The following is a 26,123-nucleotide window of genomic DNA, read 5'->3' as shown; positions in this document are numbered from 1 at the left end:
ACGTGAAAACACAGGTTGGCGATGCTGGAAGCTGCAACCTGGCTCAAAAACATCAGTGCCCATGTCACCTCCGCAAACGTAACGTTATGAAGTATTCCTCGCAGCAGCCAGGGCGGTTTTGCCCACGGAAGTGAAAATGGCGTCACTCTGCGGAGTGTGAATGCGACCGCAAAGCACATTACGATAGTGACGTTGTAACGGATGGTGACGCGTTAACGCATGATTACCAATGCTTTTCACCATCAGTTCAACGGCACGAATGGCATTTTCTGTCACCACCTGTTTGATCTGAGCCGTATGGCTGCTGGCAACCTGACCGCGTGCGGCACTGTTAAGCAGCGTGTGATTGGTGAATAGCAGCGTATCAATCCGTCCGACTAACTCCTGAAAACGTGGCAAGGATGCCAGCGGTGCACCGAGGTTGGCAGGAGCGCGCTGTTGTAAAAAGCCAATAAACCAGTCGCGTGCACTTTGAGCAATCGCGTCATACAGCGAGCCGAGCAGCACCGCCAGCCACACAGACTCTTCTTCATTTAACCCTGCTTTCGGCGTGCTCCAGGGTGCAACGCTGACTGCGTGATTGAGCGGAATGAGCACCTCATCTAACACCACGCGATGGCTACAGGTGCCGCGCATTCCCAGATGATCCCATTCATCGACGATTTGGATGCCTGGCGCATCGGCGGCCACCAGATAACCGCCGACCAGCGGATCGACATCATCACTGCTGGCCCAGACGAGAAACCAGCTCAGCCCATAGCTGCCGGTGGAGTAAATCTTCTCGTCACTGATGCGCCAGCCCTCGGCGGTTCTTCGCGCTCGGGTTGCGGGCAAACCGCCACGCGCAGGCGTACCCAGTTCCGGCTCGACGCGCAGCGCATTGATTAACGCGCCCTCGGTTACCACGCTGCTCGCCACCGTCGCGCGCACACTTACGGGCCAATCAGATTCCTCACTCAGCCTCCGCGTATTGAGATACTGCATGATCAGAATCAGTGCTGCGGAGGGTTCGCCGCGCGCGACTGCCTGAATGATCGCCTGACAATCGCGTAAATCGCCACCACCGCCGCCTGCGGAGACGGGCAAAGCGAAATACAACAATCCAAGTTGTTGCAGATGAGCAAAAGCCGCGCGCGGAAATTCACCGCTTCGATCAACTTCTTCAGCATGTTCAGCCAATCGTTCGGTGAGGGCTGGCAATATTTCAGCGAGAAAAAGTGTGTTATTTGCCATTGAGAAAACCTTTTTTATCGATGAATAACATAGGGTCGATTGTTTCCTGATATGGCAAGGCTGTAAAAGCAATAAAACCGCACAACACATGCGTAATCGGCATAATTACACAGCTGGTTGCGCTGTTAATTAACGATTAATCTGCCTGCTTCTGAAATGAATTATTACAACGCTCACTCTTTCACCTGTATATATTTTTGGGAGTAAAATCATGCCAGAAAATTATTTACTTTCGCGTCGTCGCTTTCTTGGGTATTCCGCCGCAGCGATGATGGCGTCTACTTTACCAGGGCGCAGTTTCGCCGAAGATCAGATGCACAATATGCCGATGTCCGGCGACCTGTTGCAGGGTGGTGCGGGTAAGTGGGCACTGGCGAAACCCACGCACATTCGCCTCGCGGTGAACCTTAATGCCATTTGCCTGGCACCGGTTGTGGTGGCCGATCAACATAATTTCTTCAAAGCTCACAACCTTGAAGTGGAATTCGTCAACTTTGGCAATTCCACCGAATTATTGCTGGAGTCGATTGCCACGGGGAAAGCGGAAGCCGCCATCGGCATGGCACTGCGCTGGTTAAAAGCGCTGGAGCAGGGCTTCGATGTGAAACTCACCGCAGGCACGCACGGTGGCTGCATGCGCTTATTAGCGCGCAGTGACGGTCCCGCCACGCTGGAGCAGCTAAAAGGCAAAAGCATCGGCGTTACCGATATGGCGGGCGCAGATAAGAACTTCTTTTCACTGATGCTGAAAAAGCACGGCGTCGATCCCAATACCGACGTGAACTGGCGTGTATTCCCCCAAGATTTGCTGCCAATGTTGTTGGAGAAAGGGGAAATTCAGGCCGCCAGCGGTTCAGATCCGATTATGTGGCGCCTGGCGCAGAAGCCGGGCTATCGCGAAGTCGGTACTAATTTGATGGATGAGTACGCCAACCTGAGTTGCTGTGTGGTGGGCACGCGTGGCGGTTTGATTCGCGAACAGCCAGAGGTGGCTGCCGCGATTACCCATGCCATCCTGCAAGCGCACGCCTATGCTGCGCAGCATCCCGAAGCGATCGGTAGCGAGTTCAACGGTCAGGCGCTGAATACCACGCCGCAGGAGATCGCCAGCGTACTGAAAACCCATACCCATGGGCACTATTCGGTGGGCAATGCCTTCGTCAAAGAGATCGATGTTTATGCGCGGGATTTGAAGGCTATTAAAGTGCTGCGGCCAGAAACCGATCCGCTGCTGTTCGCTAAGGGTATCACCAGCAATGTGCTGGTGTGAGGGGCGATCTTATAACGCGCAATTTGATGTGGCGGAGTGATTTATCGCGCATTCATCGAGCAGCGTTGTTGCTCAGGAATGCGCCATAAATGACATCGTGATAAAGAAAACCCGGCGAATCAGGCAATCTTTTGTGATGTCTGAATCGCATTTGCTAGCTTGAAAGTCTCAGCAGGCACCTGATGCGCAAACAACTGCGTCGACAGGTAGCTGCTGCCGCCATCTGCCAACAAAACCACGATACGCTTGCCGTGATTCTCCGGCCGCGCCGCCACCTGTTCTGCCGCCCACAATACGGCCCCGGAAGAGTCACCCACCAACACGCCTTCGCTGAGCGCCAGTTGACGTGCCGCCGCATACGCTTGCCAGGTTTCTACGGCGATCACTTCGTCATACACTCGGTGGTCCAGATTCGCCGGGATGCGTTCGGGCGGCTGATTGCTAAAGGCGTGCACCCCGGTGATCTCCAGCGGTTCCGGACGCAATTCGCTGGGTTGTGAACCCACGCCAGGCTCCACCGCGATCACCTGCAGGCTTGGGTACTGCTGTTTGAGATAGCGTCCGGTTCCCGACAGTGTGCCGCCGGTTCCCACTGCCGCAATAAAGATATCCAGCTTGCCGCCGCTGTCGCGCCAGATCTCTGGCCCGGTAGTCTGAACGTGCACGGCCGGGTTGGCGGGATTCTCCAGCTGTAACAAAAAATGGACTTCCGGCTCCGCAGCGGTGACCTTTTCCGCCAGCCATTTGGTGGCGGCGACAAAATCGCCATTGCTGGCTTCATAAAATTCTCTGAAGCCCTCAATGGTGCTGAACGGCACCACTTCAGCACCATACGCCTGAATCAGTTGCGTGCGTTCGATGCTGACAAAATCATTGATATAGACGCGGAATTTGTAGCCCTTGGCCGCTGCAATCGCCGCTAATCCAATCCCGGTATTACCGCTGGTGGTTTCTACCAGCGTGTCGCCAGGCTGAATGGTGCCGTTGCGTTCTGCGGCTTCGATCATGCTGAGCGCAATGCGATCCTTGACGCTGTGATTAGGATTAAACAGCTCCAGTTTGGCGATCACTTCGGCCTTAATCTCTTGTTGCTGAGCATAACGTGAGAGCCGCAGCAGCGGCGTATTACCAATCAGTTCGGTGATTGACGAGGAAATTTTTGCAACCATAGTTCACCTCTGTGGTGGAGTAGTCTGCCTGGGCGTCATGATTGACGCACCATGAGATGTGGCAACGTTTCTAAAAGGTTCTTCTTCAGACGCATCACCATGCCGTTACCATTTCACCGCACTGCGCTGCCACGAAAGCAAACGGTCACGCACCTGGAATAACAGGGAGATCAGGGAAGAGAACAGCAGTGCCATCACGATCAGCGCCGCATACATATTGGCGTAGGCCGCCCAGCCCTGAGCCCACTGGAGATACCAACCAAGGCCCGATTTCACTCCCATCATCTCTGCGGCAACCAGCACCGAGAACGATGCGCCCAGCCCCATAAATAAGCCGACAAACAGGTGCGGCAATGCGGCGGGTACCGCCACGCGCAGCACCAGGAATATCGAATTGGCGCCCAACGTGCGCGCCACATCGTAGTAACGGGTATCGACGCTGGAAACGCCGGACCAGGTCAGCACGGTCACCGGGAACCAGGTGGCCAGGGCGATGAGAAATACCGCAGCGGAGAAACTGGAGGGGAAGAAGTAAAGTGACAGCGGCAGCAATGCCGTGGATGGCACGGGACCCAGGAAGCGCAAAATCGGATGTACCCAATAACCGAGTCCTCGCGACCAGCCTATCGCCACGCCGGTCACAAAGCCCACCACGCTGCCGTAGAGAAAACCAAAGGCCAGCAAACGCAGCGAATTGAGCACGCTGTCCAGCAGACGTGGCCAGTCAGTGGCGTAGGCTTCGACCAGTGCGCGCGGCGGTGCAAAGAAGGGCGCGGGCAACAGCGCCAGCTTTCCGGTCACGGTTTCCCACACGCCAATCAGCAGCGCCAGCACAATCAACCACGGCCCGCTACGTTTCAACGGAGCCAGCAGCGCCAGACGCGGAAACACGCCAGAGGCTATTGCCAACACGGTGAGTAACAACGCAATCCCGGCAAACAGTTCATGGGTTTGATCGACAAAGCGCGGGGCAGCAAATCCCTGCGGCTTATCCGGTACCGCCACCATCAGCGCCACTAACGCCCACCATAGCAACAGCGCACCCCAGACGGCGGGTTGCAGGCGGCGCGGTGCTGCACGGTGTTGGGCAATCGTGAGGGTTTCACTGGCCATGACTCTCTCCTTAACTCGACATGTTGCTCATGTGCGCCATGTTACTGGCGTGCTGATGGGCGGATTCGGCGGGCAGCAGTTGCGGCACATAGTGTTCGGCAAACTGCTGCGCATCGGTATCCGGGCGAATCACGTTGATCTTCTTCAACTCCTCAACATAGGTCGCGACTTCACTGCGCAGCTGGGCGCCGGTGGAGTGGTGGTGGTGAGTGTGCTCTTTGAGCATCGCGGTGATGTCCTCCACCGGCACCGAACCCGGCACAAAAGGCTGGAAGATTTTGGCGGTTTCGGCGGGATGATCGGCCGTCCATTGCTGTGCATCGACGATGGCCTGAGTGATGGCCCGTGCGGTGGCAGGATCGTCGCGCACCAGCGAACCGCGCAGCCCCAGCACGCAGCAGGTCATGGTGGCGTATTCACCTTTCAGGTTGTTGTCGACTTCCAGCAGGTTATGCTGTTTCTTCAGCAACCAACCTTGTGGGTCATCGGTTGCCAGTGCCTGTACTTCGCCTTTACGCAGTGCCTCGCCAAACAAATCGGGCGGATATTGCAGCCAGTTGACCTGTTTGTCCGGATCGATGCCCTGTTTCGCCAGCTGCACGGCAAAGAAGTTACGGATTGGGCTGGCCTGATCGCTGACCGCGACAGATTTACCTACCAAATCTTTTACATCGCGAATGCCGCTGTTTTGCGGGGTCAGTAAACGCATGCATCCGCCGTGAGTCCCGACGGTGAGATCGACGTCAAAGCCTTGTTCCAGCGGTTTTAGCCAGCGTAGCGCCATGCCAATACCACCATCGGCTTGCCCGGTAGCGATCGCCTGCAGCAGCGCATCGGTCGGGCCGCTGAAGTTAACCGGCTCAACGTTGAGGCCATATTTCTTGAAGAAACCCTGTTTCAGGGCAACGGAAATCGGCGCCTGACACACCGCCGTTTGTCCCCATGCCAGTTTGATGGTTTTAAGCGGTTTGTCGTCGGCGAACACATTGCTGCTCAACAATGGATTCACCGCTACACCGGCGCTGAATAAACCCAGGCCGCGCAATAATGCGCGCCGGCTCAGAAAGTATTTTTGCATTGCCATTCTGCTTTCCTTGTCATTAAAGATCACGGGCACTATCGCTTAGCGATTTCCCGCCACCAAATAACAATCCCGCATGAGGTCATGCAGTTTTTCTTTATGAAAGATGACGGATAGGTTTGCCGAAAAGGCTATTTCAATCAGGAGAGAGAGACGCTTATGGTTATTTGCTGATAACTGTCGGCACACTATTATTTAGCAGGAGCGAAATATGGCCATGACCTCTGCAGGCGTGAATATTGCTATTGAAAAAGTGAATCACCATTTCACGCTTGAAGGCAGTGACTTACCGGTACTGGAGAATATCAATTTACAGGTGAAGGCCGGTGAATTTGTCGCTCTGCTAGGGCCTTCCGGTTGCGGGAAATCGACTTTATTACGTTTGCTCGCGGGGTTGGAACCTCCAGCCAGCGGTTTGCTGGCGGAAGAGGGGAAAGCCATTACGGCACCCGATCCTTCACGCGTGGTGGTGTTTCAGGACCCCACGCTCTATCCATGGCGCACGGTGTATGACAACGTCGGTCTGGGATTGCAGATTCGCGGTGAGAGCCGCGCAATACGCGATAAACGCATTAACGCGATGCTAGATCGTGTCGGGCTGAAGCAGTTTGCTCGCGCCTGGCCGCATCAGCTATCTGGCGGTATGGCCCAACGTGCTGCACTAGCCAGAGCATTGGTGAATGTGCCGCGTTTACTGATCCTCGATGAACCATTAGGCAAGCTCGACTCATTGACGCGATTGCGCATGCAGCAGGAGATTGTTGACCTCTGGCAGGAGCAGCAGTTCACCACGCTGATGGTGACCCATGACGTTGAAGAGGCGCTGGTGATGGCGAATCGTGTGGTGGTGTTCAGCCCACGACCGGCGAAGGTGGTGGATGTGATTGAGGTGGATCTGCCCTGGCCGCGCCGCCGTGATGATCCGCAGCTGGTGGCGCTGCGCAGCCATATATTGAATCTGCTGGGGAATGAGCAGGCGGCCGCTTAAATCGCCGTAGAGAACAGTAATTCACGCAACCAGCGGTGTCCGGCATCGCGGTGCGTGCGTTCATGCCAGACGACGATTTTGTTGAACCCCTTGATCGCTAACGGAGGAGGCAAGACCTTCAAACCAGGTAAATCGTGCGTTAAGCGACGCGGCACCACGCTGATAAAATCACTGACGCGTAAGATCTCAGGTAAAACTAAAAAACTGCACACCGAAAGTGTCACGCGTCGCGAACGTCCAACCGCGGCTAACGCCTCATCCGTCACGCCCTTGAAGTTGCCTCCCACGTAGGATACTAAGGCGTGGTCCTGTGCGCAGAAACTGTCGAGCGTTAAACCTGCCTGCGCAGACAGTGGATGGTCCTCGCGCATGAGACACACATACTCTTCATCGTACAGCGAGCGGGCGTGCAGATCGGTTGGGGCACTGTCTGGCGTGATCAACGCGATATCGATGTCACCCCGTTCAAACTGCGCAGATAACTGCTCGTTGTTAACGGGCAATACCGCCACGCGGATACCCGGTGCCTGCACTCGTAATGCGGCCATAAAAGGCACAATGACCGCACGCAGGGCATAGTCGGTGGCCGCGATCTTAATGGTCATTTCGGCGGTCGCAGCGTCAAAGGCTTTGGGCTGCAACAGTTCTGACACTTCCGCCAGGATGGCCTTCACGGGCTGAGCCAGCTCCAGTGCCCGCATTGTCGGAACAACGCCGCGCTGCGCCCGCGTGAACAGCGGATCATCAAAACACTCTCTCAGACGCGTTAACATGCCGCTGACTGCAGGTTGCGTCAGGGCTAAACGCTCAGCCGCGCGGGTGACGCTGCGCTCATCCAGTAAGGCATCCAGCGCTTTGAGCAAATTGAGGTCGAGGTTGCGGATATCGGTTTTCATCATCTTCCGGCGATGGTGTGGCAATACCTCATCATACGCTGCTACCAGATATCACGAAAACGTATATCAAAAATAAATAATGGCGATTGGTCTTATTTCATAGGGAGTCAGATACTTCACCCACGATTTATCCACGGTGAGACGAATGAAATGAAAATGAACGCGATTAACTGGCCAGAAGGATTTGTACCGGGCTTTAGCGATAACTACTGTTCCAACGAAGTGATCGTTGCAGGTTTGAGCACCCAGGATATCTGGCCTCTGCTGAACACGCCGTCACTTTGGCCGACTTATTACCAGAACTCGGCGAATGCGCGCTTCTATGACAATAAAGGCCCGGAACTGGCGCAGGGCGTCCGCTTCTATTTCGAAACCTTTGGCTTCCCGGTGGAAGCGCAGGTCACTGAGTACGTAGCACCCGAAGCGGGTGAAGCCGCCCGTGTTTCCTGGCATGGTTGGGCGGGTGAAGTGGGTAGCGAGGACCGTTTAGATGTTCTGCATGCCTGGCTGATTGAAGATCTCTCTGGCAATCGCGTGCGCATCCTGACCCAGGAAACGCAAAACGGCAAACCGGCGGTTGAGCTGGCGAGCGCGAAACCTAATCCGATGATCAACGGTCATCAGGATTGGCTGGACGGACTGGTTGCGGCTGCCAAAGCGCGCAAATAATTAATGCAGGGTCAAAACCTCAATAAAGCGGCCGAAAGGCCGTCTTCACCATAATAGACCCTGCTGCTAGCAATCAATCTTTAGCGAAAATCCACAGATCCTCTTTCGGCAGTGAGACGCGGAAGCGCTGATTCCCGCGGAACTCCTTGCCATACGCGCGCAGCGCAAAATCATCCCCTTCGGTGCGGAACAGGTATTCCCAGCGATCGCCTAAATACATACTGGTGAGCAAAGGCAGCTCAAGTGCGTTGTCATCAGCGGTGTCAGCGATATTCATACGTTCGACGCGAATCACCGCTGTCCCATACTGTCCAACCCGCACATCGCCACTCGGTTTACCCCATAGCGCCCATTTTGCCCCGGCAATGCGCGCCCGGCCGCCTTCAACGTGGGTGATTTTGCCGTGCAGACGGTTATTGCTACCCATAAACTCAGCGGCAAACAGCGTTGAGGGCTGGCTGTACATCTCTTGCGGTGTGCCTTGCTGTTCAATCACGCCGTTGTTCAGCAACAGAATACGGTCAGAAATCGCCATGGCTTCGTTCTGGTCATGCGTCACCATTAAGGCAGACAGTCCGAGACGAATAATCAGCTCGCGCAAGAACACGCGCGCCTCTTCACGCAATTTGGCATCCAGGTTGGAGAGTGGCTCATCCAGCAAAATCACGGGCGGGTTATAGACCAGCGCACGACCAATCGCCACGCGCTGCTGCTGCCCGCCGGAAAGCTGATGCGGATGGCGTTTGCCAAGATGCCCGAGCCCCAGTTGATCCAACACCGCCTGCACGCGTTGATTAATCTCTGCTGTGGCCACTTTGCGCAACTTGAGCGGGTAGGCCACGTTCTCAAATACGGTTTTGTGCGGCCACAGCGCGTAGGACTGAAAAACCAGGCCGAGATTGCGCTCTTCAGCTGGGATTTCACTTTTCGGCGTGCCATCAAACACCACATTTTTGCCGATAGTGATGCGCCCCTGTGACGGTTTTTCCAGACCAGCCACGGCACGCAATAAGGTGGTTTTGCCGCTGCCGGATGGGCCCAGCAGTGAAACCACTTCGCCTTTTTTCAACTGCATCGATACGCCTTTCAATACAGGATTATCGCCGTACATCAGATGCAAGTTATCTACCGATAATTCAATCATGTAATTTCACTCCAAAGCGTAACGCGATGCCGAGGCCGATCACCACCAGCACGATATTAATCAGGGAGAGCGCAGCCACGATATCAATGGCGCCCGCTGACCACAGTGAGACCAGCATTGAACCGATGGTTTCGGTGCCGGGTGACAGCAGATACACACCGGTTGAGTATTCGCGCTCAAAAATCAGGAACATCAGCAACCACGAGCCAATCAGGCCATGGCGTGACAGCGGTACGGTCACGTGACGCGTGGTTTGTCCCGGGGTGGCACCCACGCTGCGTGCGGCTTCTTCCAGTTCCGGGCCGACCTGCAACAGCGTTGAGGAGATCAGGCGCAAGCCATAAGCCATCCACACCACGGTGTAAGCCAGCCAGACGCTAAAGATGGTTTGACGCAGGGAACGCAGCCAAACGATAAAATTCTCACGCAGCCAGTCAGCAACCGGCAGGCTGGAGAGCCAGCCGTTTTTCAGGGACTGATCGAGCCACATCGGAATGAACAGGAACACCCAGAGAAAAGCCAGACCGGCTAACAGACCCGGCACGGCACGCGGCACCAGCACGCTGTAATCCAGGAAGCGTGTAACCTGATCCTGCTTGCGATGCATGGCGATGCCGACAAACAAATAACAGATCACCGCCACCGCGCCGCCGATCACCCCAATCAGCATCGAGTTGACAATGGCACGCAGCAGATTGGGTTGATCCCAGATACTGCGGAAGGTCGCGAAGGATATTTCATCCCACAGTGAGACGCCGACACCCCAATGCGAGATGAACGCACGCATCACCACGCCCAGTAGCGGCACGCCGATGGTGATGGTCAGCCAGGCCAACACCACCGCACCGGCAATCCAGCGCCATTTACCCAACGGCAGGGCGCGCGCTTGTGACGCTTTGCCTTTCATGGTGACAAAACGGTTGGCGGTGCGCATCAGCCAGCGCTGCAGCATCACCAGCGGCACGGTGAAGCAGATCAGCACCACCGCCACGGCGGCCATCAGGTGGTATGAAGGCGTGCCGAGTTTGTTGGTCAGCTTATACAGATAGGTGGCGAGCACCATGTTGCCTTCCGGATCGCCCAGTACCAGCATCAGGCCGAACACCTCTAATCCCAGGAAGAATAGCAGCACACAGGCATACAGAATCGAAGGGCGCACCATCGGTAGGCTGACCGAAGTCATCACCTGTAACGGTGAAGCGCCGACAGTGCGCGCGGCTTCCTCCACATCGGAGCTGACGCTGCGCAGTGCCGATGAAATATAGAGATAGGCGTGTGGCACGTGGGTGAGTCCGGCGATCACCACGATGCTGGTCATCGAGTAGATGTTCCACGGCACCACGCCAAACAGTTGATTCGCCCATTGAGACAAGAAACCCACCGGTCCGGCGGCAACCACATAGCCAAAGGCCAATACCATCGGTGAGACAAAGATCGGCACCAGAATCAACGGCTCAATCAGGCGGCGTCCTGGCAGGTTGGTTCTGACCATCAGGAAGGCCAGAATACCGCCGAGCGGAATAGCAATAATCACCAGACCAAACGCCAAAATAAAGCCCGACTCCAGCGCTTTGTAAAAATCAGGGTCGGAGAAAATAAATCCAAAGGAACCGAGCGTCAGCTCTTTCTTTTTGGCAAAGAACGGCGCGGAGAGAAAACTCTGCACCACAATAAACATCAGCGGTACGTAAATAACCAATGCCGTGATCAGAACAATCAATGCACGTGGCAAACTCTGCCACTTTTTCAGTAACCTGCTCATATGCCAACCCTATCAAACACCGGAGGCGAAAGGAGATGTTATGCGCCGCGACGGGCGCATAACGTGGGGAGCATTATTTCCCGGCGGCGGTACGCCACTGTTTAATAAATTCCAGGCGTTTTGCCGGTTCCAGATATTCCAGCAGCGATTCATCCACCGGAATCGGCTTAAGAGCATCGCCCAGCATTTTGGTCATACCGTCAATATCGTTTTTGCCTTCAATATCATTGCGCAGGGAAGGGATGTCCGCCTGATTTGCCAGGATACTCTGTCCCTTTTCTGACAATACATAATCCAGCCACAATTTAGCGGCGTTCTCATGCTCACCCTCTTCGGTGATAAACGAAACGCGAGACAGCACCAGGATATAATCTTTCGGGTAAGCGATGCCCAATGCCGGATCGTTCTTCGCTCGGGCTTCGGCATAAGAACCAAGAATATTAAAGCCAATCAAATTCTCGCCTGAAGAGACGCGCTCCATCATCGTGCCAGTCGAAGACTGTACCGTCAGACCCCCTTTCGCCATCCCCGCCAGGTTTTCTTTGTATTGCGGATCCACTTTGCTGTCCTGAACCGTCAGCATGAAACCTAATCCTGATTTTTCAATATCGTAAGTGGTCACTTTATTTTTGAATTTAGCCGGATCGGCTGCAATCATTTTAGCCAGTGCGGTGTGAGAGTCAGGCGCGGTGTCTTTTGGGATGAGTTTATTGTTGTAAATAAACACCACCGGTTCGTAGGTCGTGCCGTAGGCTTTATTTTGCCACACCGCCCATTTTGGAATTTTGCCCTGCTCGGGAGAGGCATATTCCGCAGCGTAGTCGGTGGCCAATTTCAACGCGGTATCCATGGATGAGCTCCACACCACATCACCGCTGCCGCTGCCGGAGGCCTGTTCACTGATGTAACGGTTATAGAGTTCGGTGCTGTTCATGTCGTTATATTCAACTCTAATGCCCGGATACAGTGTCTCAAAGCCTTTGATCAACGGGTCCGCTGCTTTGGTGTCAGTGGTTGAGTACACCACCACTTTGCCCTCTTTTGTCGCTGCATCAATGACTTTCTGATACTCAGTGGGATAACCAGCAGGTACAGCCGCAAACGCAGAAAAGGAGAGTCCTGCCAGTACAGAGGTTGTTAAAAAACGCAGAGAGGTTTTCATACAGATCCTTTTGGTTACATTTGTTACAAGAATTTAACAGTAACCCATTGCGACCCCAATGCAATCATAGTGTCAATTTTTTTCAGGATCTGTGAAGTTAGTTAGGTTATTAATCTGACGTTTAAATGGGGGCTACTTGATTGGCGTTATAAATTAAACAAGCTTTTAAAAGGTGTTATTAATATCTACGATGGAATGATTAAATGCATGAGTGATGTTAAAATGCCCAGTGATAAAATTCATTGATGTTGTTAGGTTGAAAACCAAATAATAAAAAAGGCTGTAATGGTAAAAACACTCATTAATATGGCAATCCATTCATCAAACTGAAAAAACAAAAACGATTTCATATCATTCATACCCTCATGTTAGTGAGGGCATATTGACGTTTAAAGATTAACAGAACCTTAGGGAAGTGACGAAATGGCATAAAGGGGCAATGGGTAAAGATCTTCTGATACCAGGGTTAGCCGCGATCACAGCTCAAGAGCGCTATTTAAGAGGTGCGGCCCATGGGCCGCCCGCAAAGCTCAAGCTGACTGCTGAAACCGCAGCGCCACGCCAAAAGCATGCTCAGCGCTGACGATAAGCGCGGATTCCTCTTCGTGGAACGGGATATCGCCCAGCAGCAAACTGGCTTTTACCTTGCGCAGATCCATACTGCGCAAGCTTAACGCCGCCATGCGTGCACTGCCGTTGTAATCGGGTGGTAATCCGGCGAAACGTTGTGTGACATAGCCGGCAGCCGCGAAGCGCACGGTCGCCACGCCGGCTTTTAATACGAAGGCACCTTCCTGGCAGGCGGTGAGCGCATTAGCCCCAAACAACCGACTGTAAGGTTGTGCTGCCGCCGCAGGATCCTGCGCCACCACCACAAATTCGACAATATCAGTCACGCCATTCGGATGCTGACGCCATGCATCCTGCCATACCTCGTGTGGGGTCTCGTGCTGGCAGAAGAAACTGCGCCCATTCGGCACCAGCGCCGGTCGTAACTGCACGGTGCGGAAACGTGCCTGATCCTCATTGCCATCCGGCAACTGTACCGGACGGAAGAAGCTGGCAGGCACAGCGCCATCAATATCCTGGCTCTCAAGATAACGCCATACCGCATCGGCATCGTCGGTCTTCCACACCAACCCGCTCAGGCCAATCGGTGACTGCCACACATCCTGACGTAAACTGGCGCGCCCCGGCTCGAAGCCGAGCAGCTCAAGATAGTTATCACCAAACACGGCCAGATGGTTACTGGATCCGAGCGAATGATGGCCGCGTTCGGTGAGCTGAAACCCCAACCGACGAAACAGCGCACTGGCCTCATCTAACTGATCGGCCACGTTGATCACCACGTGATCCAGACGGGGAATCGGTACCGAAATCGCCATCGCTTTCCTCCTTGCTCTCATGGTCACCGCGCCCATGCTGACGCGTCCGGTTCGGATGCTGACAGTGGCTGCCAGTTGACGTGCGTTTCCGCGCCAAAACCGGCGGCAATGCCGGCAATCAGGGTGGTGATTTGCGTATCGGTGTGCTGATCCTGACTGCGGACGATGCCCTCGATCTCCGCTGTCTGAGGCAGCACATTCCAGCTGTTACCGGCCGTTAAGCGCGTAATACCCAGCGTCCATTGGCGATGACGACTGGGGAGTGCATAAAGCGCAGAAACGATATGGCTGCCGATCACAATCACATCAATGCCTTCATGTGGCCGTGCGGCATGCGCGCCTTTACCGGTCAAGGTGATGTGAAAACGCTGCGCGGAGTGGGTTTGCCCGGTCATGGTCATCCTTGTGAGTGTTCAGGTAAAAAAGGCTCGCCCAGCGTCAACATCAAACGGTTTGCCCAGGCAAAGAAAGCAGCGGACTGGATCACATCAAGCAGTTCCAGCGTGGTGAAGCCCTGATCGCGTAATGTCTGCACCTGTTGCAGGCTGGCGGCAGCGGGAGTGATGGAAAGCGTCGCGACCAGGTCAATCATCGCGGCCCAGCGTGGTGACTGACCGTGTGCCAATTCTGCGCCCGGTGCAACATTCAGCAGCTTTTGCACTGCCGCATCGTCTTTTGATAACTGGCTGGCTTTACGCGCGTGGACCGAGGCGCAGAAGATGCAGCCATTCACTTTACTGACCACGGTGGCCGCCAGTTCACGCTCGGCACGCGGCAATCCTCCAGCGGTGTAAAAGATGCCTTTGTCGGTCAGCGTTCGCTGTTCCAGCAGCGGCAGATGACGTGCCAGCAGGCGGAAGTAATCGGAGTCGCTGTGGCCGTTTTTCTTCAACGTAGCCTGTTCATCGGCGGTAAATTCGTTGAGCGGTTTGGCTGCCAGCCAGGGTTCCCAGCCTAACTCTTGCTGGGTAAAGGCGGTGAGGGCGTTTTGGCCACTCAACGTCAACGGTGCATCGTGCCACTTGCCAGCCACGGCGTGCGCTTGCGCGTCACTCTGCTCGCCGTTGAGCAGGCGTAAACCGGTCAGTAAACGACTCTGGAAGCTCACAAAGGCGATTAACTGTGCGAGGGTGACGATGCCACGCGGTGCCCAGCCAGCGCTTTGCAGGTTTTGAATGTGTTTGGGCGCTGCATCCACCGGGTGCAAGCTGAGCAGTTCGGCAAAGGCGTGACCGGCCGCAAAGCGAGCGTCATGTGCCTTGTTGTTCACCTGTTGCTGATAATGCGCCTGTAAGCGGGTGGCGCCGTGCCAGTCGGCGACCTGCGCGGCTAAGGCAAACCGCCATTGCAGCGGGAGATCCGCATCATCTTCACCAAACAGCACCTCATAGCTCCCTTGTGTGTGCTGAGTGGCTGCGTGGCGCTCGTTGCGTGCTAACGCGAGTTCCGATGCGGGATCGATATCCGCTAAGGCGGCCAGTAAATCAACGGGTTGAGACATCATTTTCTCCTGTTAAGCCTGTTCCAGAGCACGTAGCTCAGGGGCGATGTGATCAGCGATTAATTCAATTGAACGCAGAATGTCGGCGTGTGGCGGATCGATTGAGTGCACCTGGAAGGTGATATCGGTGACACGTTGCAAGGTTGAGTCGGCGCGCAATGACGCCAGGACGGAAGGTGCATCGCCAAAGTGCGCATCAAGCTGCCGCGCATGGCTTTCCAGCGTATGGCCAGTGATGACGTGGCCAGCAGCCTGAAACTGCTCAGCCTGGCGCCGCAATCCTGGCTCTGCGAGACGACGCGCATAGTCATTTGAAACGGCAACAAACGCGGTGCGCGAGGCGAGTATGCGCGGTGCAATACCGGCCGGTAACGCGGCCAGATAGGCATCGATCATTGGATTTTGTATCGCCTCCAGCGGCAAATCAGGCTGGCCTGGCGGACGCGGTTGCGTGCGTGACAACATCAAGCCATGGCCAGCGGCGCCGGCTCGCGCGGCACCCTCAACCGAGAATGTGGCGATCCACACGCGCTGTGCCAGCGTTGGCGCGGGCGGGTAGAGATGATTATCCGGGTGCGCGAGGGTATCGCCTCGCCAGGCGCTAAGCAGCGTGTGCAGCTGGTCGGCAAACACGCTGGCGCGTTGATCGATGGTCAAGCCAAAGGGCAGGAAAGAGGTTTTTGTGCCGCCCGATCCCAATCCGACTTCCAGCCGCTCATGACTGAGCAGGTCTAATACGGCGGCATCCTCTGCCACGCGCAACGCGTTTTCCATCGCCAGCGTAATAATGCCAGTGCCAAGACGGATCGTGCGGGTGTGAGCGGCCACGTGGGCGAGGAAGACCAGTGGCGCAGGCAGACCGCCTTCCTTCTCATGGAAATGATGCTGAGCGATCCAGGCGCTGTCGAATCCTAAACGTTCAGCGTGCTGGATCTGTTCGGTGGCGAGGCGATAGCGCTCTTGCGCCGATACCTCATCCAGCAGGCGGGTGAAAAAGCCAATGCGTTTACGCGTCATGCAGACTCCTTAATCAGCGGACGGATAGCAGGGATGGCGTCAATCAGTGCACGGGTATAAGTATGCTGAGGTGCGTTAAATAAGGTGACAGTGTCACCTTGCTCAACCACTTCGCCCGCCTTCAGTACGGTCACGCTGTGCGCAATGCGGCGCACCGTAGCGAGATCGTGGGTGATAAACAGATAGGTTAATTCCAGTTCCTGTTGCAGCTGTTGCAACAACTGCAGGATTTGCGCCTGTACGGTGACATCCAGTGCCGAGGTGGCTTCATCCAGCACCAGTATCGCCGGTTGCAGGATCAGTGCGCGCGCAATCGCCACGCGCTGACGTTGACCTCCGGAGAGTTCACGCGGTTTACGGGTTAGCAATTCCAGTGGCAGTGCCACTCGCTCAGCCACAGCTTCAACCCGCTGGCGACGAACATCGGCACTGAGTTTTTCGAAATTACGCAGCGGTTCTTCGATAATGGCAAACAGCGTCTGGCGCGGATCCAGTGATGCAAACGGATTCTGATACACGAACTGGATTTTGCGTCGTAGTTGGCGCAGCGCTTCACCGCGCAGCGCACTGGCATCAATGCCGTCAATCACCACGCGTCCGCTGTCAGCCTGTTCAAATCCCAGCAGAATGCGCGCCAGCGTGGTTTTACCGGAGCCGGATTCACCGACCAGTGCGTGCGTGGTGCCGCGTGGCACTGTCAGGCTGACCTGTCTGGCGACCTGTAACTGCTGCTGTTTACCGAGTGAGAACTGCTTGTTGATGGCTGAAAGCTGGATCGCGGGTGTCGAAAACTTTGCTTCAGGTGAAATCGCCAGCGCCGTGTGGTCCGTTAAAGCATCCTGCAGCAGCTGGCGCGTGTAAGGGTGCTGTGGCGCATTAAACACCTGAGCGGCTGGCCCTTGTTCCTGAATCTCGCCGTGACGGAATACCAGCAACCGGTCGGCGCGTTCAGCCGCCAGCGCCAGATCGTGCGTGACAAACAACACCGCGGTGCCCGACTCACGGCGCAGCACATCCAGCAGATCCAGAATGCGTTTCTGCACCGTGACATCCAGCGCGCTGGTGGGCTCATCCGCGATGATAATTTGCGGTCGCAAGGCGAGGGCGATCGCAATCAATACCCGCTGCTTCATGCCGCCAGAAAGCTGATGCGGATACTGCGTCAGTCGCTGTTGCGGATGGCTCAACCCGACTTTTTCCAGCAGTTCCAGTACACGCTGCTGGCGCTCAGACTTGCTGATTTTCTGATGCAGTTGCAGCATTTCACCCACCTGATCGCCGATGGTTTTCACCGGGTTGAGTGAGTTGCCGGGATCCTGTGGCACCAGACTGATACTGACGCCGCGCAGGCTGTCCATGCGTTTAGCTGACCAGTCGGCAATGTCGGTGCCGTTTAATACGATCTTGCCGCTGTCGCGGCGACCATTTTCGGCCAGCAGGCCAATAATCGCCTGTGCGGTGGTGGTTTTACCGGAACCGGATTCGCCGACTAATGCCACCATTTCACCTGCCTGCAAGGTGAAGCTCACGTTGTGCACCACTTCACGCCACTGCCCGCGCTGTTGATAGCTCAGCGAAAGATTTTCTATTGCGAGTAATGCACTCATGCGTCACCTCCGGCGAACTGTTGGCTAATGCGATTCGCCGCCAGCACCACGGCCACTACCACAATGCCGGGGAAGGTGGTGAGCCACCAGGCGGTGGCCAGGTAGTTACGCCCTTCAGCAATCAGTAATCCCCATTCTGGCGTAGGTGGCGGTGTGCCATAACCCAGGAAACTGAGGGTGGAGAGTGCCAGAATCGCCTGACCAAACTGCAGTGCGGCAAAGGCAATCACCGCCGTCAGCGAGTTGGGTAAAATGTGTCGCCACAGCACCTGCCAAAAGCTGCCGCCGCTGCCGTAGGCCGCTTCAACATATTCGCTGCGCCGCACACGCACCACTTCACCACGTGCCAGCCGGGCAAAGCTGGCGATGGAGGCAATTCCCACGGCCAGCGCGGCATGCACTGTGCCAAATCCCAGCAGAATCAGTACGCTGAGTGACAGCAGCAATGAGGGAATCGACAGCAGCACGTCAACCAGGCGCATCAGGGTGTTTTCCGTACGCCCGCCTACCGCGCCCGCCAATACACCCAGCGTGGTGCCGCCAATCAGACCCATCGCCACGGCGGCAAAGGCGGCGGACAGTGACTGTGAAGCACCGTAAACAATACGGGTAAACAGATCGCGGCCGAGCTGATCGGTCCCGAGCCAATACGCGGCCTGCGGCGCTAAACGTTGCGCGCCGGGCACACCTTGGGTCGGGCTGTAATGGGTCAATAACCCTGGCGCGAATGCCGCTAATAGGGCCAGCAGCATCACCGCCCAGGCCAGCCAGAGTCCGGGCTGAATCTGCCAGCTGCGTTGGGTACGTGGGGTGGCGTCGCGTTGGCGAGCGGTAGCGTAATCGACGAGACTCATCGGCTTCCTCCGGCGATAGGTTGCAAACGGGGATCGAACAGTGGCATCAGCACATCGACCAGCAGATTGATCAGGACAAAGGCCAGCGCAGAGATCATCACCACCGCCTGTAACACCGCGACATCCTGATTATTGACCGCCTGCTGCGTCAGTTGGCCGATACCGCTGAGACCAAATACGGTTTCGGTGATCAGCGCGCCGGCGATCAACTCGCCCAGCAGCAGACCGGCCACGTTGAGCACCGGCAGCAGCGCATTGCGCATCACGTGTCGCCACAGCACGCGATTGGCGCTGGCGCCTTTGGCTCGTGCCACCGCCACATAAGGCTGCGTTGAAATCTGGTCAATACTGCGCAGCAGGATTTGTGCCAGCGGCGCGGAGATCGGGATCGCCACCGTGATCACCGGCAGGATTAAACCCTGCAATGGCGACGGGTTGATCACCGGTATCCAGCGCAACTGAAACGAGAACAGCTGTATTAACGCGATGCCGAGCCAGAAGGTGGGCAGCGAGATAAACAGCGCAGGAACGGATTGCAGCAACGAACGCAGCAGACGCAGTGCGGGCAATCGAGACAGTGCCGCCAGCGCAAAGGCCAGCAGCGTGGCCAGCGCAAAACCCAGCACCGCCAGCTGCAGGGTGGCGGGCAGGTTGCTGATCAACAGATCGCTCACTGACACGCCAGCCTGTACTGAATAGCCAAAATCACCGTGCAGCATCGCCAGCAGCGTATGGAAATATTGCTGCCACAGTGGATTATCCGCGCCATAAGCCAGCCGCATCTCAGCGATCTGATCCGGGCTCAAGCCCAGATCCGGGTTCTGGAATTTAATCAGCACCGCATCGCCCGGCAGCACCTGCAGCAGCAAGAACGACAGGGTAAACGCGGCCCATAATACCAGCACGCTTTGACCCACTCTTCGCAGCAGAGAACGTTGCATCATCAGCCTGCCTTAGTGTTTTTCCAGCCACGCGCCGTAGAACGAAGGACGACCCACCGCTTCAAAGCTCACGCCTTTGAACCAGGGAGCACCCGCGAACACTTGCGGCTCTTCGAAGATCGGGATCACGTAAGCCTGATCGAGCAGATAGCGTTGGACATCGCCGGTCAGAGCCAGACGTTTAGCCGGATCCACTTCCGCTGAGATATCCACCAGCAGTGCATTCAGCTTGTCGTCGCGGAAGTTTTGCACCTTGTCGCTGGAGCCGCCTTTTTGCAGCAGCGCGTTACGGTTGGTGGGGTAGAAACTGCTTTTGATCACATCCGGATCGGCACGGCCGACTTCCGTGACGTTGAGCGGCGTTTTCAGCGGATCGAGATTATCCAGCGTGGCGCTGCCCGCATCGCCCGCTTTCACCGCTAAGGCGACGCCCACCTGACGCCACTGCTGTGCCACCAGTTGCAACACTTCTTTGTTCTGCGGCTGTGGCAGGGATTCGTAGATGGCGAGGGCGAGCTTTTTACCTTCTTTCTCACGAATCCCATCGCTACCGACCTTCCAGCCTGCTTCATCAAGCAGCTGTTTTGCCAGGGCGGGATCGTACTTCAGCTTGTCGGCGAGGTTGACGTAACCGGCTGCAGAATGGGCAATAACCGACGTGGCCTGCGGATAGTTAGGCGAGAACAGTGTCTGCACCACTTGCTGCGCGTTGGTAGCGTGCAACAGCGCCCGGCGCACCTTCAGATCACTGACCAGCGCATTGTCAGGACGGAAGCTGATGCTGTCGTTTACACCGCGTGTGGGTGCGGCATAAATCGGGAAGTTTTGCTGCTGCGCTTGTTTTTCGTCATAGGCCTGGACCTGGCGGATAAAGTCTGCCTGGCCCGCCAACAATGCGCCGATGCGCACGCTATCTTCCGGCGTGACGAAAATTTTGATGCCATCGAGATTGGCCGGGCCTTGCTGGGCGATATTTTTCGGCCCCCACTGATAATCTTTACGCGCGGTGAGATCGACTTCACGCCCGAGTTTTTCATCACTGACCACAAACGGACCGGAGCCAATAATATGGCGTGCGTCACCCAGTTGATCGAAGCTTCGTTGCAAAGTGCTTAGAGAAACTAAGCCAGATCCGATGGTCGCGGTGCCCTGTAAAAATCCCGGAGAGGGTTTCTTGAAGTAGAACTTCACCGTCAGCGGATCGATGACTTCACTGTGGTCGTAGTTATTGATCACTTCTGAAACTGGCAAGCGCAGGGCTTTATTGCCGAGGCCGTAGGTATCAAAGTTTTTGGCCACCGCGTTGGCATCTAGCGGCGTGCCATCGGAGAAGGTGACGCCCGGACGAATTTTAAAGGTATATTCGGTTTTATCGGTGTTGCTGCTCCAGCTTTCCGCAACCCAGGGTTCAACCTGCAGCGTCTTTGGATTCTGCCACGTCAGCTTATCGGTGATCTGGTTGAGGATACCGCCGTTGGGGTAGAAACCACCGGCAGGCGGATAGAGGTTGGTATGTGGCTGCTGTTCAAGATACACCAGCGTACCTCCCTTGACCGGAGTGTCCGCCGCGTGTGCGCTAAATATCCCTGTCAGCAGGGCTAAGCTTAATGCCTGCAAGTGAAAATGCTTACTCATGGTGAATTCCTTATGATTCAATAGCCCGGCGGGCGGATTTCATCATCAAATGCCGCACCCGCGAGGAGAACCAAGGAATTGCACTAAGCTTTTGCGAAAAAAATAAAATGAATGGACTTGTGGGAAATAATTAAGATTCTTCGCCGATTAAAAGTGGCGTTAACTCTCTATAATGTAGAGGTTTTATATTTATGGCTTACAGCATGAGGGGGGAGTTTAATGAGAGCATATTGGATCCCGGGTTTAATGTTTATGCTGTCAGCGTGCTCAAGCTCCGTCGGGCATAATTTCGATAGTGCGAACATTCAGAAAATACAGACTGATAAAACCACCAGAGCCGAGTTGATAAATATGTTTGGGCCGCCTGACTCTGAATCCCCTTATCCGGAAGGGCAACGCCTTATGATGTGGAAATACAGCGAAGCCCGTACGCTGGATACTACCGCAGGCAAGACACTTACCGTGCAAACCAAGAATGGCCGGGTGTTTACTTACACATTGAGTAAGAGTTGAGGACAGGGAAACGATATGTTCGTGCTACAGCAGCCCGAATTCTTCGTGTTTTTGAGCGTGTTATTTAACCCGGAAAGAGATGTGAGTAGGCGATGCTAAGAGAAAATTTCAGCGATCTGGTGTATCTGGTGATGGTCGCCCGGGAACGCAGTTTTACCCGTGCCGCTGCCAAATTGGGTGTCTCTCAATCCGCGTTAAGCCATGCGATGCGCGGCCTGGAAGAGCGCCTTAAAACGCGGCTGTTGACACGCACCACCCGCAGCGTGGCACCGACCGAAGCCGGTGAACAACTTATCCAGAATATCGCGCCCTTGATGTCAGATATTGAAAAAGCGCTGGTGGCATTGACCGAACATCAGACGCGCACCTCGGGCAATATCCGGATTACCGCCGGTGAACATGCGCTGCACTCCACCCTGTGGCCATTAATTAAACCCTATCTTCAACAATACCCTGACGTGAACATTGAACTCTCCGTCGATAACACCCTGACCGATATTGTGAGCGGGCGTTTCGATGCCGGGGTGAGATTAGGCGAGCAGGTGGAAAAGGATATGGTGGCGGTGCGCATCGGCCCTGACTGGAGAATGCTGGTGGTTGCGACCCCCGAGTATTTTAAACATCACGGTATTCCTGAAACGCCGTATGAATTGCAGCATCACAACTGCATCAATATGCGCTTGCCGACACTGGGTGGATTGTATAACTGGGAGTTCACCAAAGATAAAAAAGAGATTCGCGTCAAAGTGGAAGGCCAGCTTATTTTCAATAACCTCAGTTCGCGTATTGAAGCGGCACTTAGCGGCATGGGGATTTTGTATGCGCCGGAAGATTCTGTGCGGAAATATATTGATGAAGGTCTGTTGCAGTGTGTGCTGATAGACTGGTGCGAACCTTTTAGTGGTTACTATTTATATTATCCCAGCCGTAAACAGCACACCGCAGCCTTCTCTAAATTAATTGAAGCAGTGCGCTATCAGGGTTGACCGAAGAGTTACACCTATTGGTGAATTTTGCTCATAAACCCATCCTGATTTGACTACCTTATCAATCAATCCGCGTGATCCTACACTCTTAGCTGCTATCAATGTGACCGCCCGTTCCAGAGCGGTCACCACCCGAACCTGAAGCACGGAGCCGACATAATGAGAATGGCTGTTGCCCTCATACTGGCGTTATCTGTCTCAGCTGTTTCTGCAAAGGAGAACACATCGATGATCACTGTCTGGCAAAGTGGTGAAAAACCTTCGGTTAAAGGCAACTCAGAATATTTCACCGGTACGGTGCGTATTGATGCGCCGTTTCAGGGAAGCGAACCTGCACGTATCGGCGGCGCAACGGTGACCTTTGAACCTTCCGCGCGCACGGCATGGCATACCCATCCGCTCGGGCAAACGCTGATTGTGACAGCAGGTCTGGGGCGTGTGCAGGAGTGGGGCGGTGAAGCACGTGATATCCGTCCGGGCGATATTGTGTGGATCCCGGCAGGCGTAAAACATTGGCATGGTGCCGCACCGGAAAACAGCATGTCGCACATTGCTATCGCCGAAGCTGAAAACGGCAAGGTGGTTGAGTGGCTGGAGAAAGTCAGTGATGAAGAATACGAGGCCGCTAAAACGGCGTAAGCATTCGCATCAGCTAAGTGAATGTGGCTGAGATAATAATGTCACCGTGCCGGTATTCAAACCGGTGCGGTTCACGCCATTTAATTACCTTCAAAATACATTTTGTATAGGCTTATATTCATTTTTGCAAACCATTCCCAATTAGTTTCTGATGTGCAGTTAACAACATTAATTATCATTGATAATTAAATAACATTCTGTTTTACCTCTACTATTTCACTTTTTTTATCTCGTGATATCTCAATATGCATTAATTAAAAATGCATACGACAATAATATGTTTTACCCATTACCCGCCGCCATCACACACTGCTCGCCATCATCATTGAGGAAAAGGAATTGGCGTATGTCATATCGACTGAGCTTGTTAGATAAATCGCCGATTGCCGATGGAGAGAGCGCTTCGCATGCCCTGCATCGCACATTACAGCTGGCGCAGCAGGCTGAGGCCTGGGGCTATCACCGCTTCTGGCTGGCAGAGCATCACAACACTGACCGTCTGGCGAGCCCCTCTCCTGAATTGCTGATCGCCTGGATCATTGGCCAGACGCAGCATATTCGCGTCGGCTCTGGTGGCGTGATGTTGCAACACTACAGTCCTTACAAAGTTGCCGAAAATTTCAATCTGTTAGCCTCGCTCGCGCCAGGCCGTATCGATCTCGGTGTGGGTAAAGCGCCCGGCGGTTTACCGCTCTCCACCCGCGCTTTACAGCAGGGCATCCATCAGGATGAAAAGGGCAGCTTTGCTGAACAGCTTTCACTGCTGGATAGCTGGCTGGATGTTCCGCCGGTGGGTGATGAAGAGATCCTGCGCGCCACGCCGCAGCCGCCACGTCCGGCAAACCGATTCCTGCTGGGTGCCAGCGAGCAAAGTGCCAGGCTGGCAGCAGAACTGGGCTGGCAACTGGTGTTTGCGGCACATCACAACGGCGACCCGCTGTTGATGGAGCAGGTTTTGAACAGCTATCGCCAATACAGCAACGGCAAGCAGGCGCTGGTGGCCGTGCAAGTGGTGGTCGCCGATTCACCGGCTGAAGCTGATTTGCTGGTGGATAATTTGCGCGTCTATCACGTCAGTGTGAAAGATGGCCCGAGTGTCAACGTGGGCAGCGTTGAGCAAGCTGAACGTTACGTGCGACAGGGCGGTTATAACGATTATGTCATTGAGCCGCGCACGCCATCGTTGCTGAAAGGCACCGCTGCGCAGGTGCACGCCAAACTGGACGCCTTGCATCAGAATTTCGGCATTGAGGAGTTCGTGATTGATACCCCGATTGCTGAGGAGCAGGCGCGAGTGAAATCTCTCGAACTGCTGGCAACGCATCGACTGGTTGCGGCGTAATTCGGAGATAACCATGACTCACACAAGCGAACAGCAACTGATTGACTGGCGACGCGAGCTGCACAGCTGGCCTGAGCTGTCTGGATATGAAGTGGAAACCACGGCGCGTTTGCGCCGCTGGCTACAGGACGCTGGCTTGCGGTTGCTCGATTATCCGCTGGAAACCGGTCTGGTGGTTGAAGTGGGTCAGGGTGAAACGCTGATCGCGTTGCGAGCTGATATTGACGCCCTGCCGATTCATGAAGCCACCGGCCTCCCATACCGTTCGCGTAATGCGGGTGTGATGCACGCCTGCGGCCATGACGTGCACAGCGCGGTGATGCTGGGCGCGGCACTGCAACTGCATGCGCTGGGAGATCAACTGCCGGGACGCATCCGTATTCTGTTCCAGCCAGCCGAAGAAAATGCCACCGGTGCGCGCAAGTTTATCCATGCTGGCGTGTTGCAAGATGTGCAGGCGGTCTTTGGTATGCACAACGAACCCGGCTTACCGACGGGTGCTTTCGCTACGCGCGGCGGGGCGTTTTATGCCAATGCCGACAAGTTTGTGGTGCGCGTCGCCAGCCCTGAACAAGGCGTCGATGCCATCCTGGTGGCCAGTCAGATCATTCAGGCTCTGCAATCACTCACCAGCCGCAGTTTTAACACCCTGGATAGCCTGGTGTTGAGCGTGACGCGCATCGATGCCGGTCAATCTGGCAACACTTTACCAAGAGAAGCTGAGTTTGGCGGCACGGTGCGCACCCATGACAAGCAGGTGCGGGCGCAGCTGGAACAACGCGCGCGTCAGATTGTCGAGCAGATTGCTGTGGCAAACGGTGCGACCGCGACCTTCAGCTGGCATCCAGGTCCGCCGGTGTTAGAAAACGATGCACGCTGGGCGCAGTTTGCCAGTGAGATTGCTCAGCAGGTGGGGTATCGGGTGCAAACCGCAGAACTGCACCTCGGCGGCGAAGATTTCGCCTATTACCTGCAGCAGATCCCCGGCGCGTTTGTCAGCATCGGCAGTGCCAGCGAATTTGGTCTGCATCATGGCGGCTTTAATCCCGACGAAGCACTAATCGCCCCAGCCGCGCACTATTTCACCCAACTGGCGCAGCAGGCCTTGCAGCACCTCAATGCACGATGTCGTGACGCCGTTCTGAGTTAGCCCACTTAACCCAATATTCCCCGCTCTGCATGGCGACGAAACCGTCGCCGTCAGGCTATGCCATGG

General features: G+C 55.3%; 23 protein-coding genes. 7 read left to right on the top strand and 16 right to left on the bottom strand.

Features of this window, described 5'->3' with window-relative positions:
- Window positions 1–84: 84 nt before the first annotated feature.
- Window positions 85–1,233 (bottom strand): acyl-CoA dehydrogenase family protein, encoded by a 1,149-nt coding sequence (locus QMZ65_RS08600; protein ID WP_283215821.1) that lies wholly within the window; start codon window positions 1,231–1,233, stop codon window positions 85–87.
- A gap of 211 nt (window positions 1,234–1,444) precedes the next feature.
- Here QMZ65_RS08600 and QMZ65_RS08595 point away from each other — a divergent pair, with 211 nt between their 5' ends.
- Window positions 1,445–2,503 carry an ABC transporter substrate-binding protein gene (locus QMZ65_RS08595; RefSeq protein ID WP_283215820.1) on the top strand — a complete coding sequence of 353 codons (1,059 nt, stop codon included), beginning with the start codon at window positions 1,445–1,447 and terminating at the stop codon, window positions 2,501–2,503.
- Between the two features lie 119 nt (window positions 2,504–2,622).
- Here QMZ65_RS08595 and QMZ65_RS08590 read toward each other — a convergent pair whose 3' ends face one another.
- The 3 genes from QMZ65_RS08590 to QMZ65_RS08580 form a co-directional block, all read right to left on the bottom strand.
- Window positions 2,623–3,672, bottom strand: coding sequence for a PLP-dependent cysteine synthase family protein (locus tag QMZ65_RS08590; protein WP_283215819.1), 1,050 nt, complete (start codon window positions 3,670–3,672; stop codon window positions 2,623–2,625).
- A 105-nt stretch (window positions 3,673–3,777) separates the two neighbouring features.
- Window positions 3,778–4,785, bottom strand: a complete 1,008-nt coding sequence (locus tag QMZ65_RS08585; RefSeq protein ID WP_283215818.1) for an ABC transporter permease — start codon at window positions 4,783–4,785, stop codon at window positions 3,778–3,780.
- A 10-nt stretch (window positions 4,786–4,795) separates the two neighbouring features.
- Entirely contained in the window at window positions 4,796–5,869 is a 1,074-nt protein-coding gene (locus QMZ65_RS08580) for an ABC transporter substrate-binding protein (protein ID WP_283215817.1), read from the bottom strand.
- A gap of 208 nt (window positions 5,870–6,077) precedes the next feature.
- Here QMZ65_RS08580 and QMZ65_RS08575 point away from each other — a divergent pair, with 208 nt between their 5' ends.
- Window positions 6,078–6,854 (top strand): ABC transporter ATP-binding protein, encoded by a 777-nt coding sequence (locus tag QMZ65_RS08575; protein WP_200572811.1) that lies wholly within the window; start codon window positions 6,078–6,080, stop codon window positions 6,852–6,854.
- Here the strand turns inward: QMZ65_RS08575 and QMZ65_RS08570 are convergent.
- Window positions 6,851–7,750 (bottom strand): LysR family transcriptional regulator, encoded by a 900-nt coding sequence (locus QMZ65_RS08570; protein ID WP_283215816.1) that lies wholly within the window; start codon window positions 7,748–7,750, stop codon window positions 6,851–6,853. The two genes, QMZ65_RS08575 and QMZ65_RS08570, sit on opposite strands and share 4 nt — an antisense overlap.
- A gap of 156 nt (window positions 7,751–7,906) precedes the next feature.
- Here QMZ65_RS08570 and QMZ65_RS08565 point away from each other — a divergent pair, with 156 nt between their 5' ends.
- Window positions 7,907–8,419 (top strand): SRPBCC family protein, encoded by a 513-nt coding sequence (locus QMZ65_RS08565; protein WP_097117832.1) that lies wholly within the window; start codon window positions 7,907–7,909, stop codon window positions 8,417–8,419.
- Window positions 8,420–8,492: 73 nt separating this feature from the next.
- Here the strand turns inward: QMZ65_RS08565 and QMZ65_RS08560 are convergent, their stop codons facing one another.
- From QMZ65_RS08560 to QMZ65_RS08510, 11 genes are all read right to left on the bottom strand, one after another.
- Entirely contained in the window at window positions 8,493–9,563 is a 1,071-nt protein-coding gene (locus QMZ65_RS08560; protein WP_283215815.1) for an ABC transporter ATP-binding protein, read from the bottom strand.
- Window positions 9,556–11,325 (bottom strand): ABC transporter permease, encoded by a 1,770-nt coding sequence (locus QMZ65_RS08555; protein WP_200572819.1) that lies wholly within the window; start codon window positions 11,323–11,325, stop codon window positions 9,556–9,558. Before QMZ65_RS08555 ends, QMZ65_RS08560 begins: the two co-directional genes overlap by 8 nt.
- 73 nt (window positions 11,326–11,398) lie before the next feature.
- Window positions 11,399–12,487 (bottom strand): ABC transporter substrate-binding protein, encoded by a 1,089-nt coding sequence (locus tag QMZ65_RS08550; RefSeq protein ID WP_283215814.1) that lies wholly within the window; start codon window positions 12,485–12,487, stop codon window positions 11,399–11,401.
- A gap of 530 nt (window positions 12,488–13,017) precedes the next feature.
- Complete coding sequence (locus QMZ65_RS08545; protein WP_283215813.1) at window positions 13,018–13,872, bottom strand: VOC family protein; 855 nt, start codon at window positions 13,870–13,872, stop codon at window positions 13,018–13,020.
- A 23-nt stretch (window positions 13,873–13,895) separates the two neighbouring features.
- A complete protein-coding gene (locus tag QMZ65_RS08540) occupies window positions 13,896–14,267 on the bottom strand; it encodes a peptidase dimerization domain-containing protein (RefSeq protein WP_409566160.1) in 372 nt (123 codons plus the stop codon).
- A gap of 2 nt (window positions 14,268–14,269) precedes the next feature.
- Window positions 14,270–15,373 (bottom strand): alkylhydroperoxidase domain protein, encoded by a 1,104-nt coding sequence (locus QMZ65_RS08535; RefSeq protein WP_283215812.1) that lies wholly within the window; start codon window positions 15,371–15,373, stop codon window positions 14,270–14,272.
- Between the two features lie 12 nt (window positions 15,374–15,385).
- On the bottom strand, window positions 15,386–16,390 hold the full coding sequence (locus tag QMZ65_RS08530; RefSeq protein WP_283215811.1) for a putative FMN-dependent luciferase-like monooxygenase: 1,005 nt from the start codon (window positions 16,388–16,390) through the stop codon (window positions 15,386–15,388).
- Window positions 16,387–17,997: a dipeptide ABC transporter ATP-binding protein gene (locus QMZ65_RS08525; protein ID WP_283215810.1), complete on the bottom strand. Its 1,611-nt coding sequence runs from the start codon at window positions 17,995–17,997 to the stop codon at window positions 16,387–16,389. The genes QMZ65_RS08530 and QMZ65_RS08525 overlap by 4 nt, the downstream gene beginning before the upstream one ends.
- Complete coding sequence (locus QMZ65_RS08520; protein ID WP_283215809.1) at window positions 17,994–18,851, bottom strand: ABC transporter permease; 858 nt, start codon at window positions 18,849–18,851, stop codon at window positions 17,994–17,996. The genes QMZ65_RS08525 and QMZ65_RS08520 overlap by 4 nt, the downstream gene beginning before the upstream one ends.
- Window positions 18,848–19,792 (bottom strand): ABC transporter permease, encoded by a 945-nt coding sequence (locus QMZ65_RS08515; protein WP_176505748.1) that lies wholly within the window; start codon window positions 19,790–19,792, stop codon window positions 18,848–18,850. Before QMZ65_RS08515 ends, QMZ65_RS08520 begins: the two co-directional genes overlap by 4 nt.
- Before the next feature lie 12 nt (window positions 19,793–19,804).
- Complete coding sequence (locus QMZ65_RS08510) at window positions 19,805–21,427, bottom strand: TIGR04028 family ABC transporter substrate-binding protein (RefSeq protein WP_283215808.1); 1,623 nt, start codon at window positions 21,425–21,427, stop codon at window positions 19,805–19,807.
- A gap of 605 nt (window positions 21,428–22,032) precedes the next feature.
- On the opposite strand from QMZ65_RS08510, the gene QMZ65_RS08505 reads away from it, so the two are divergent.
- The 4 genes from QMZ65_RS08505 to QMZ65_RS08490 all read left to right on the top strand — a co-directional run bounded on the left by QMZ65_RS08505 (window position 22,033) and on the right by QMZ65_RS08490 (window position 26,057).
- Window positions 22,033–22,926 (top strand): LysR family transcriptional regulator, encoded by an 894-nt coding sequence (locus QMZ65_RS08505; RefSeq protein ID WP_034829771.1) that lies wholly within the window; start codon window positions 22,033–22,035, stop codon window positions 22,924–22,926.
- A 159-nt stretch (window positions 22,927–23,085) separates the two neighbouring features.
- Window positions 23,086–23,565 carry a (R)-mandelonitrile lyase gene (locus tag QMZ65_RS08500; protein WP_097117846.1) on the top strand — a complete coding sequence of 160 codons (480 nt, stop codon included), beginning with the start codon at window positions 23,086–23,088 and terminating at the stop codon, window positions 23,563–23,565.
- Between the two features lie 346 nt (window positions 23,566–23,911).
- Entirely contained in the window at window positions 23,912–24,907 is a 996-nt protein-coding gene (locus tag QMZ65_RS08495) for an MsnO8 family LLM class oxidoreductase (RefSeq protein WP_160834487.1), read from the top strand.
- A 13-nt stretch (window positions 24,908–24,920) separates the two neighbouring features.
- A complete protein-coding gene (locus QMZ65_RS08490; protein ID WP_283215807.1) occupies window positions 24,921–26,057 on the top strand; it encodes an amidohydrolase in 1,137 nt (378 codons plus the stop codon).
- Window positions 26,058–26,123: the final 66 nt, after the last annotated feature.

Origin of the sequence: Pantoea sp. EABMAA-21 (assembly GCF_030053335.1) — a bacterium.
Classification (GTDB): Bacteria; Pseudomonadota; Gammaproteobacteria; order Enterobacterales; family Enterobacteriaceae; genus Pantoea; species Pantoea communis.
This window is presented reverse-complemented; position numbering and strand designations above follow the sequence as displayed.

Excerpts from the sequence above, each read along its gene's own strand:
- QMZ65_RS08575 (WP_200572811.1), top strand. The coding sequence starts at position 6,078 with ATGGCCATGACCTCTGCAGGCGTGAATATTGCTATTGAAAAAGTGAAT.
- QMZ65_RS08505 (WP_034829771.1), top strand. The coding sequence starts at position 22,033 with ATGCTAAGAGAAAATTTCAGCGATCTGGTGTATCTGGTGATGGTCGCC.
- QMZ65_RS08590 (WP_283215819.1), bottom strand. The coding sequence starts at position 3,672 with ATGGTTGCAAAAATTTCCTCGTCAATCACCGAACTGATTGGTAATACG.
- QMZ65_RS08545 (WP_283215813.1), bottom strand. The coding sequence starts at position 13,872 with ATGGCGATTTCGGTACCGATTCCCCGTCTGGATCACGTGGTGATCAAC.
- QMZ65_RS08595 (WP_283215820.1), top strand. The coding sequence starts at position 1,445 with ATGCCAGAAAATTATTTACTTTCGCGTCGTCGCTTTCTTGGGTATTCC.
- QMZ65_RS08490 (WP_283215807.1), top strand. The coding sequence starts at position 24,921 with ATGACTCACACAAGCGAACAGCAACTGATTGACTGGCGACGCGAGCTG.
- QMZ65_RS08585 (WP_283215818.1), bottom strand. The coding sequence starts at position 4,785 with ATGGCCAGTGAAACCCTCACGATTGCCCAACACCGTGCAGCACCGCGC.
- QMZ65_RS08540 (WP_409566160.1), bottom strand. The coding sequence starts at position 14,267 with ATGACCGGGCAAACCCACTCCGCGCAGCGTTTTCACATCACCTTGACC.
- QMZ65_RS08525 (WP_283215810.1), bottom strand. The coding sequence starts at position 17,997 with ATGAGTGCATTACTCGCAATAGAAAATCTTTCGCTGAGCTATCAACAG.
- QMZ65_RS08560 (WP_283215815.1), bottom strand. The coding sequence starts at position 9,563 with ATGATTGAATTATCGGTAGATAACTTGCATCTGATGTACGGCGATAAT.
- QMZ65_RS08520 (WP_283215809.1), bottom strand. The coding sequence starts at position 18,851 with ATGAGTCTCGTCGATTACGCTACCGCTCGCCAACGCGACGCCACCCCA.
- QMZ65_RS08500 (WP_097117846.1), top strand. The coding sequence starts at position 23,086 with ATGAGAATGGCTGTTGCCCTCATACTGGCGTTATCTGTCTCAGCTGTT.
- QMZ65_RS08580 (WP_283215817.1), bottom strand. The coding sequence starts at position 5,869 with ATGGCAATGCAAAAATACTTTCTGAGCCGGCGCGCATTATTGCGCGGC.
- QMZ65_RS08530 (WP_283215811.1), bottom strand. The coding sequence starts at position 16,390 with ATGACGCGTAAACGCATTGGCTTTTTCACCCGCCTGCTGGATGAGGTA.
- QMZ65_RS08495 (WP_160834487.1), top strand. The coding sequence starts at position 23,912 with ATGTCATATCGACTGAGCTTGTTAGATAAATCGCCGATTGCCGATGGA.
- QMZ65_RS08570 (WP_283215816.1), bottom strand. The coding sequence starts at position 7,750 with ATGAAAACCGATATCCGCAACCTCGACCTCAATTTGCTCAAAGCGCTG.
- QMZ65_RS08550 (WP_283215814.1), bottom strand. The coding sequence starts at position 12,487 with ATGAAAACCTCTCTGCGTTTTTTAACAACCTCTGTACTGGCAGGACTC.
- QMZ65_RS08565 (WP_097117832.1), top strand. The coding sequence starts at position 7,907 with ATGAACGCGATTAACTGGCCAGAAGGATTTGTACCGGGCTTTAGCGAT.
- QMZ65_RS08600 (WP_283215821.1), bottom strand. The coding sequence starts at position 1,233 with ATGGCAAATAACACACTTTTTCTCGCTGAAATATTGCCAGCCCTCACC.
- QMZ65_RS08535 (WP_283215812.1), bottom strand. The coding sequence starts at position 15,373 with ATGTCTCAACCCGTTGATTTACTGGCCGCCTTAGCGGATATCGATCCC.
- QMZ65_RS08515 (WP_176505748.1), bottom strand. The coding sequence starts at position 19,792 with ATGCAACGTTCTCTGCTGCGAAGAGTGGGTCAAAGCGTGCTGGTATTA.
- QMZ65_RS08555 (WP_200572819.1), bottom strand. The coding sequence starts at position 11,325 with ATGAGCAGGTTACTGAAAAAGTGGCAGAGTTTGCCACGTGCATTGATT.
- QMZ65_RS08510 (WP_283215808.1), bottom strand. The coding sequence starts at position 21,427 with ATGAGTAAGCATTTTCACTTGCAGGCATTAAGCTTAGCCCTGCTGACA.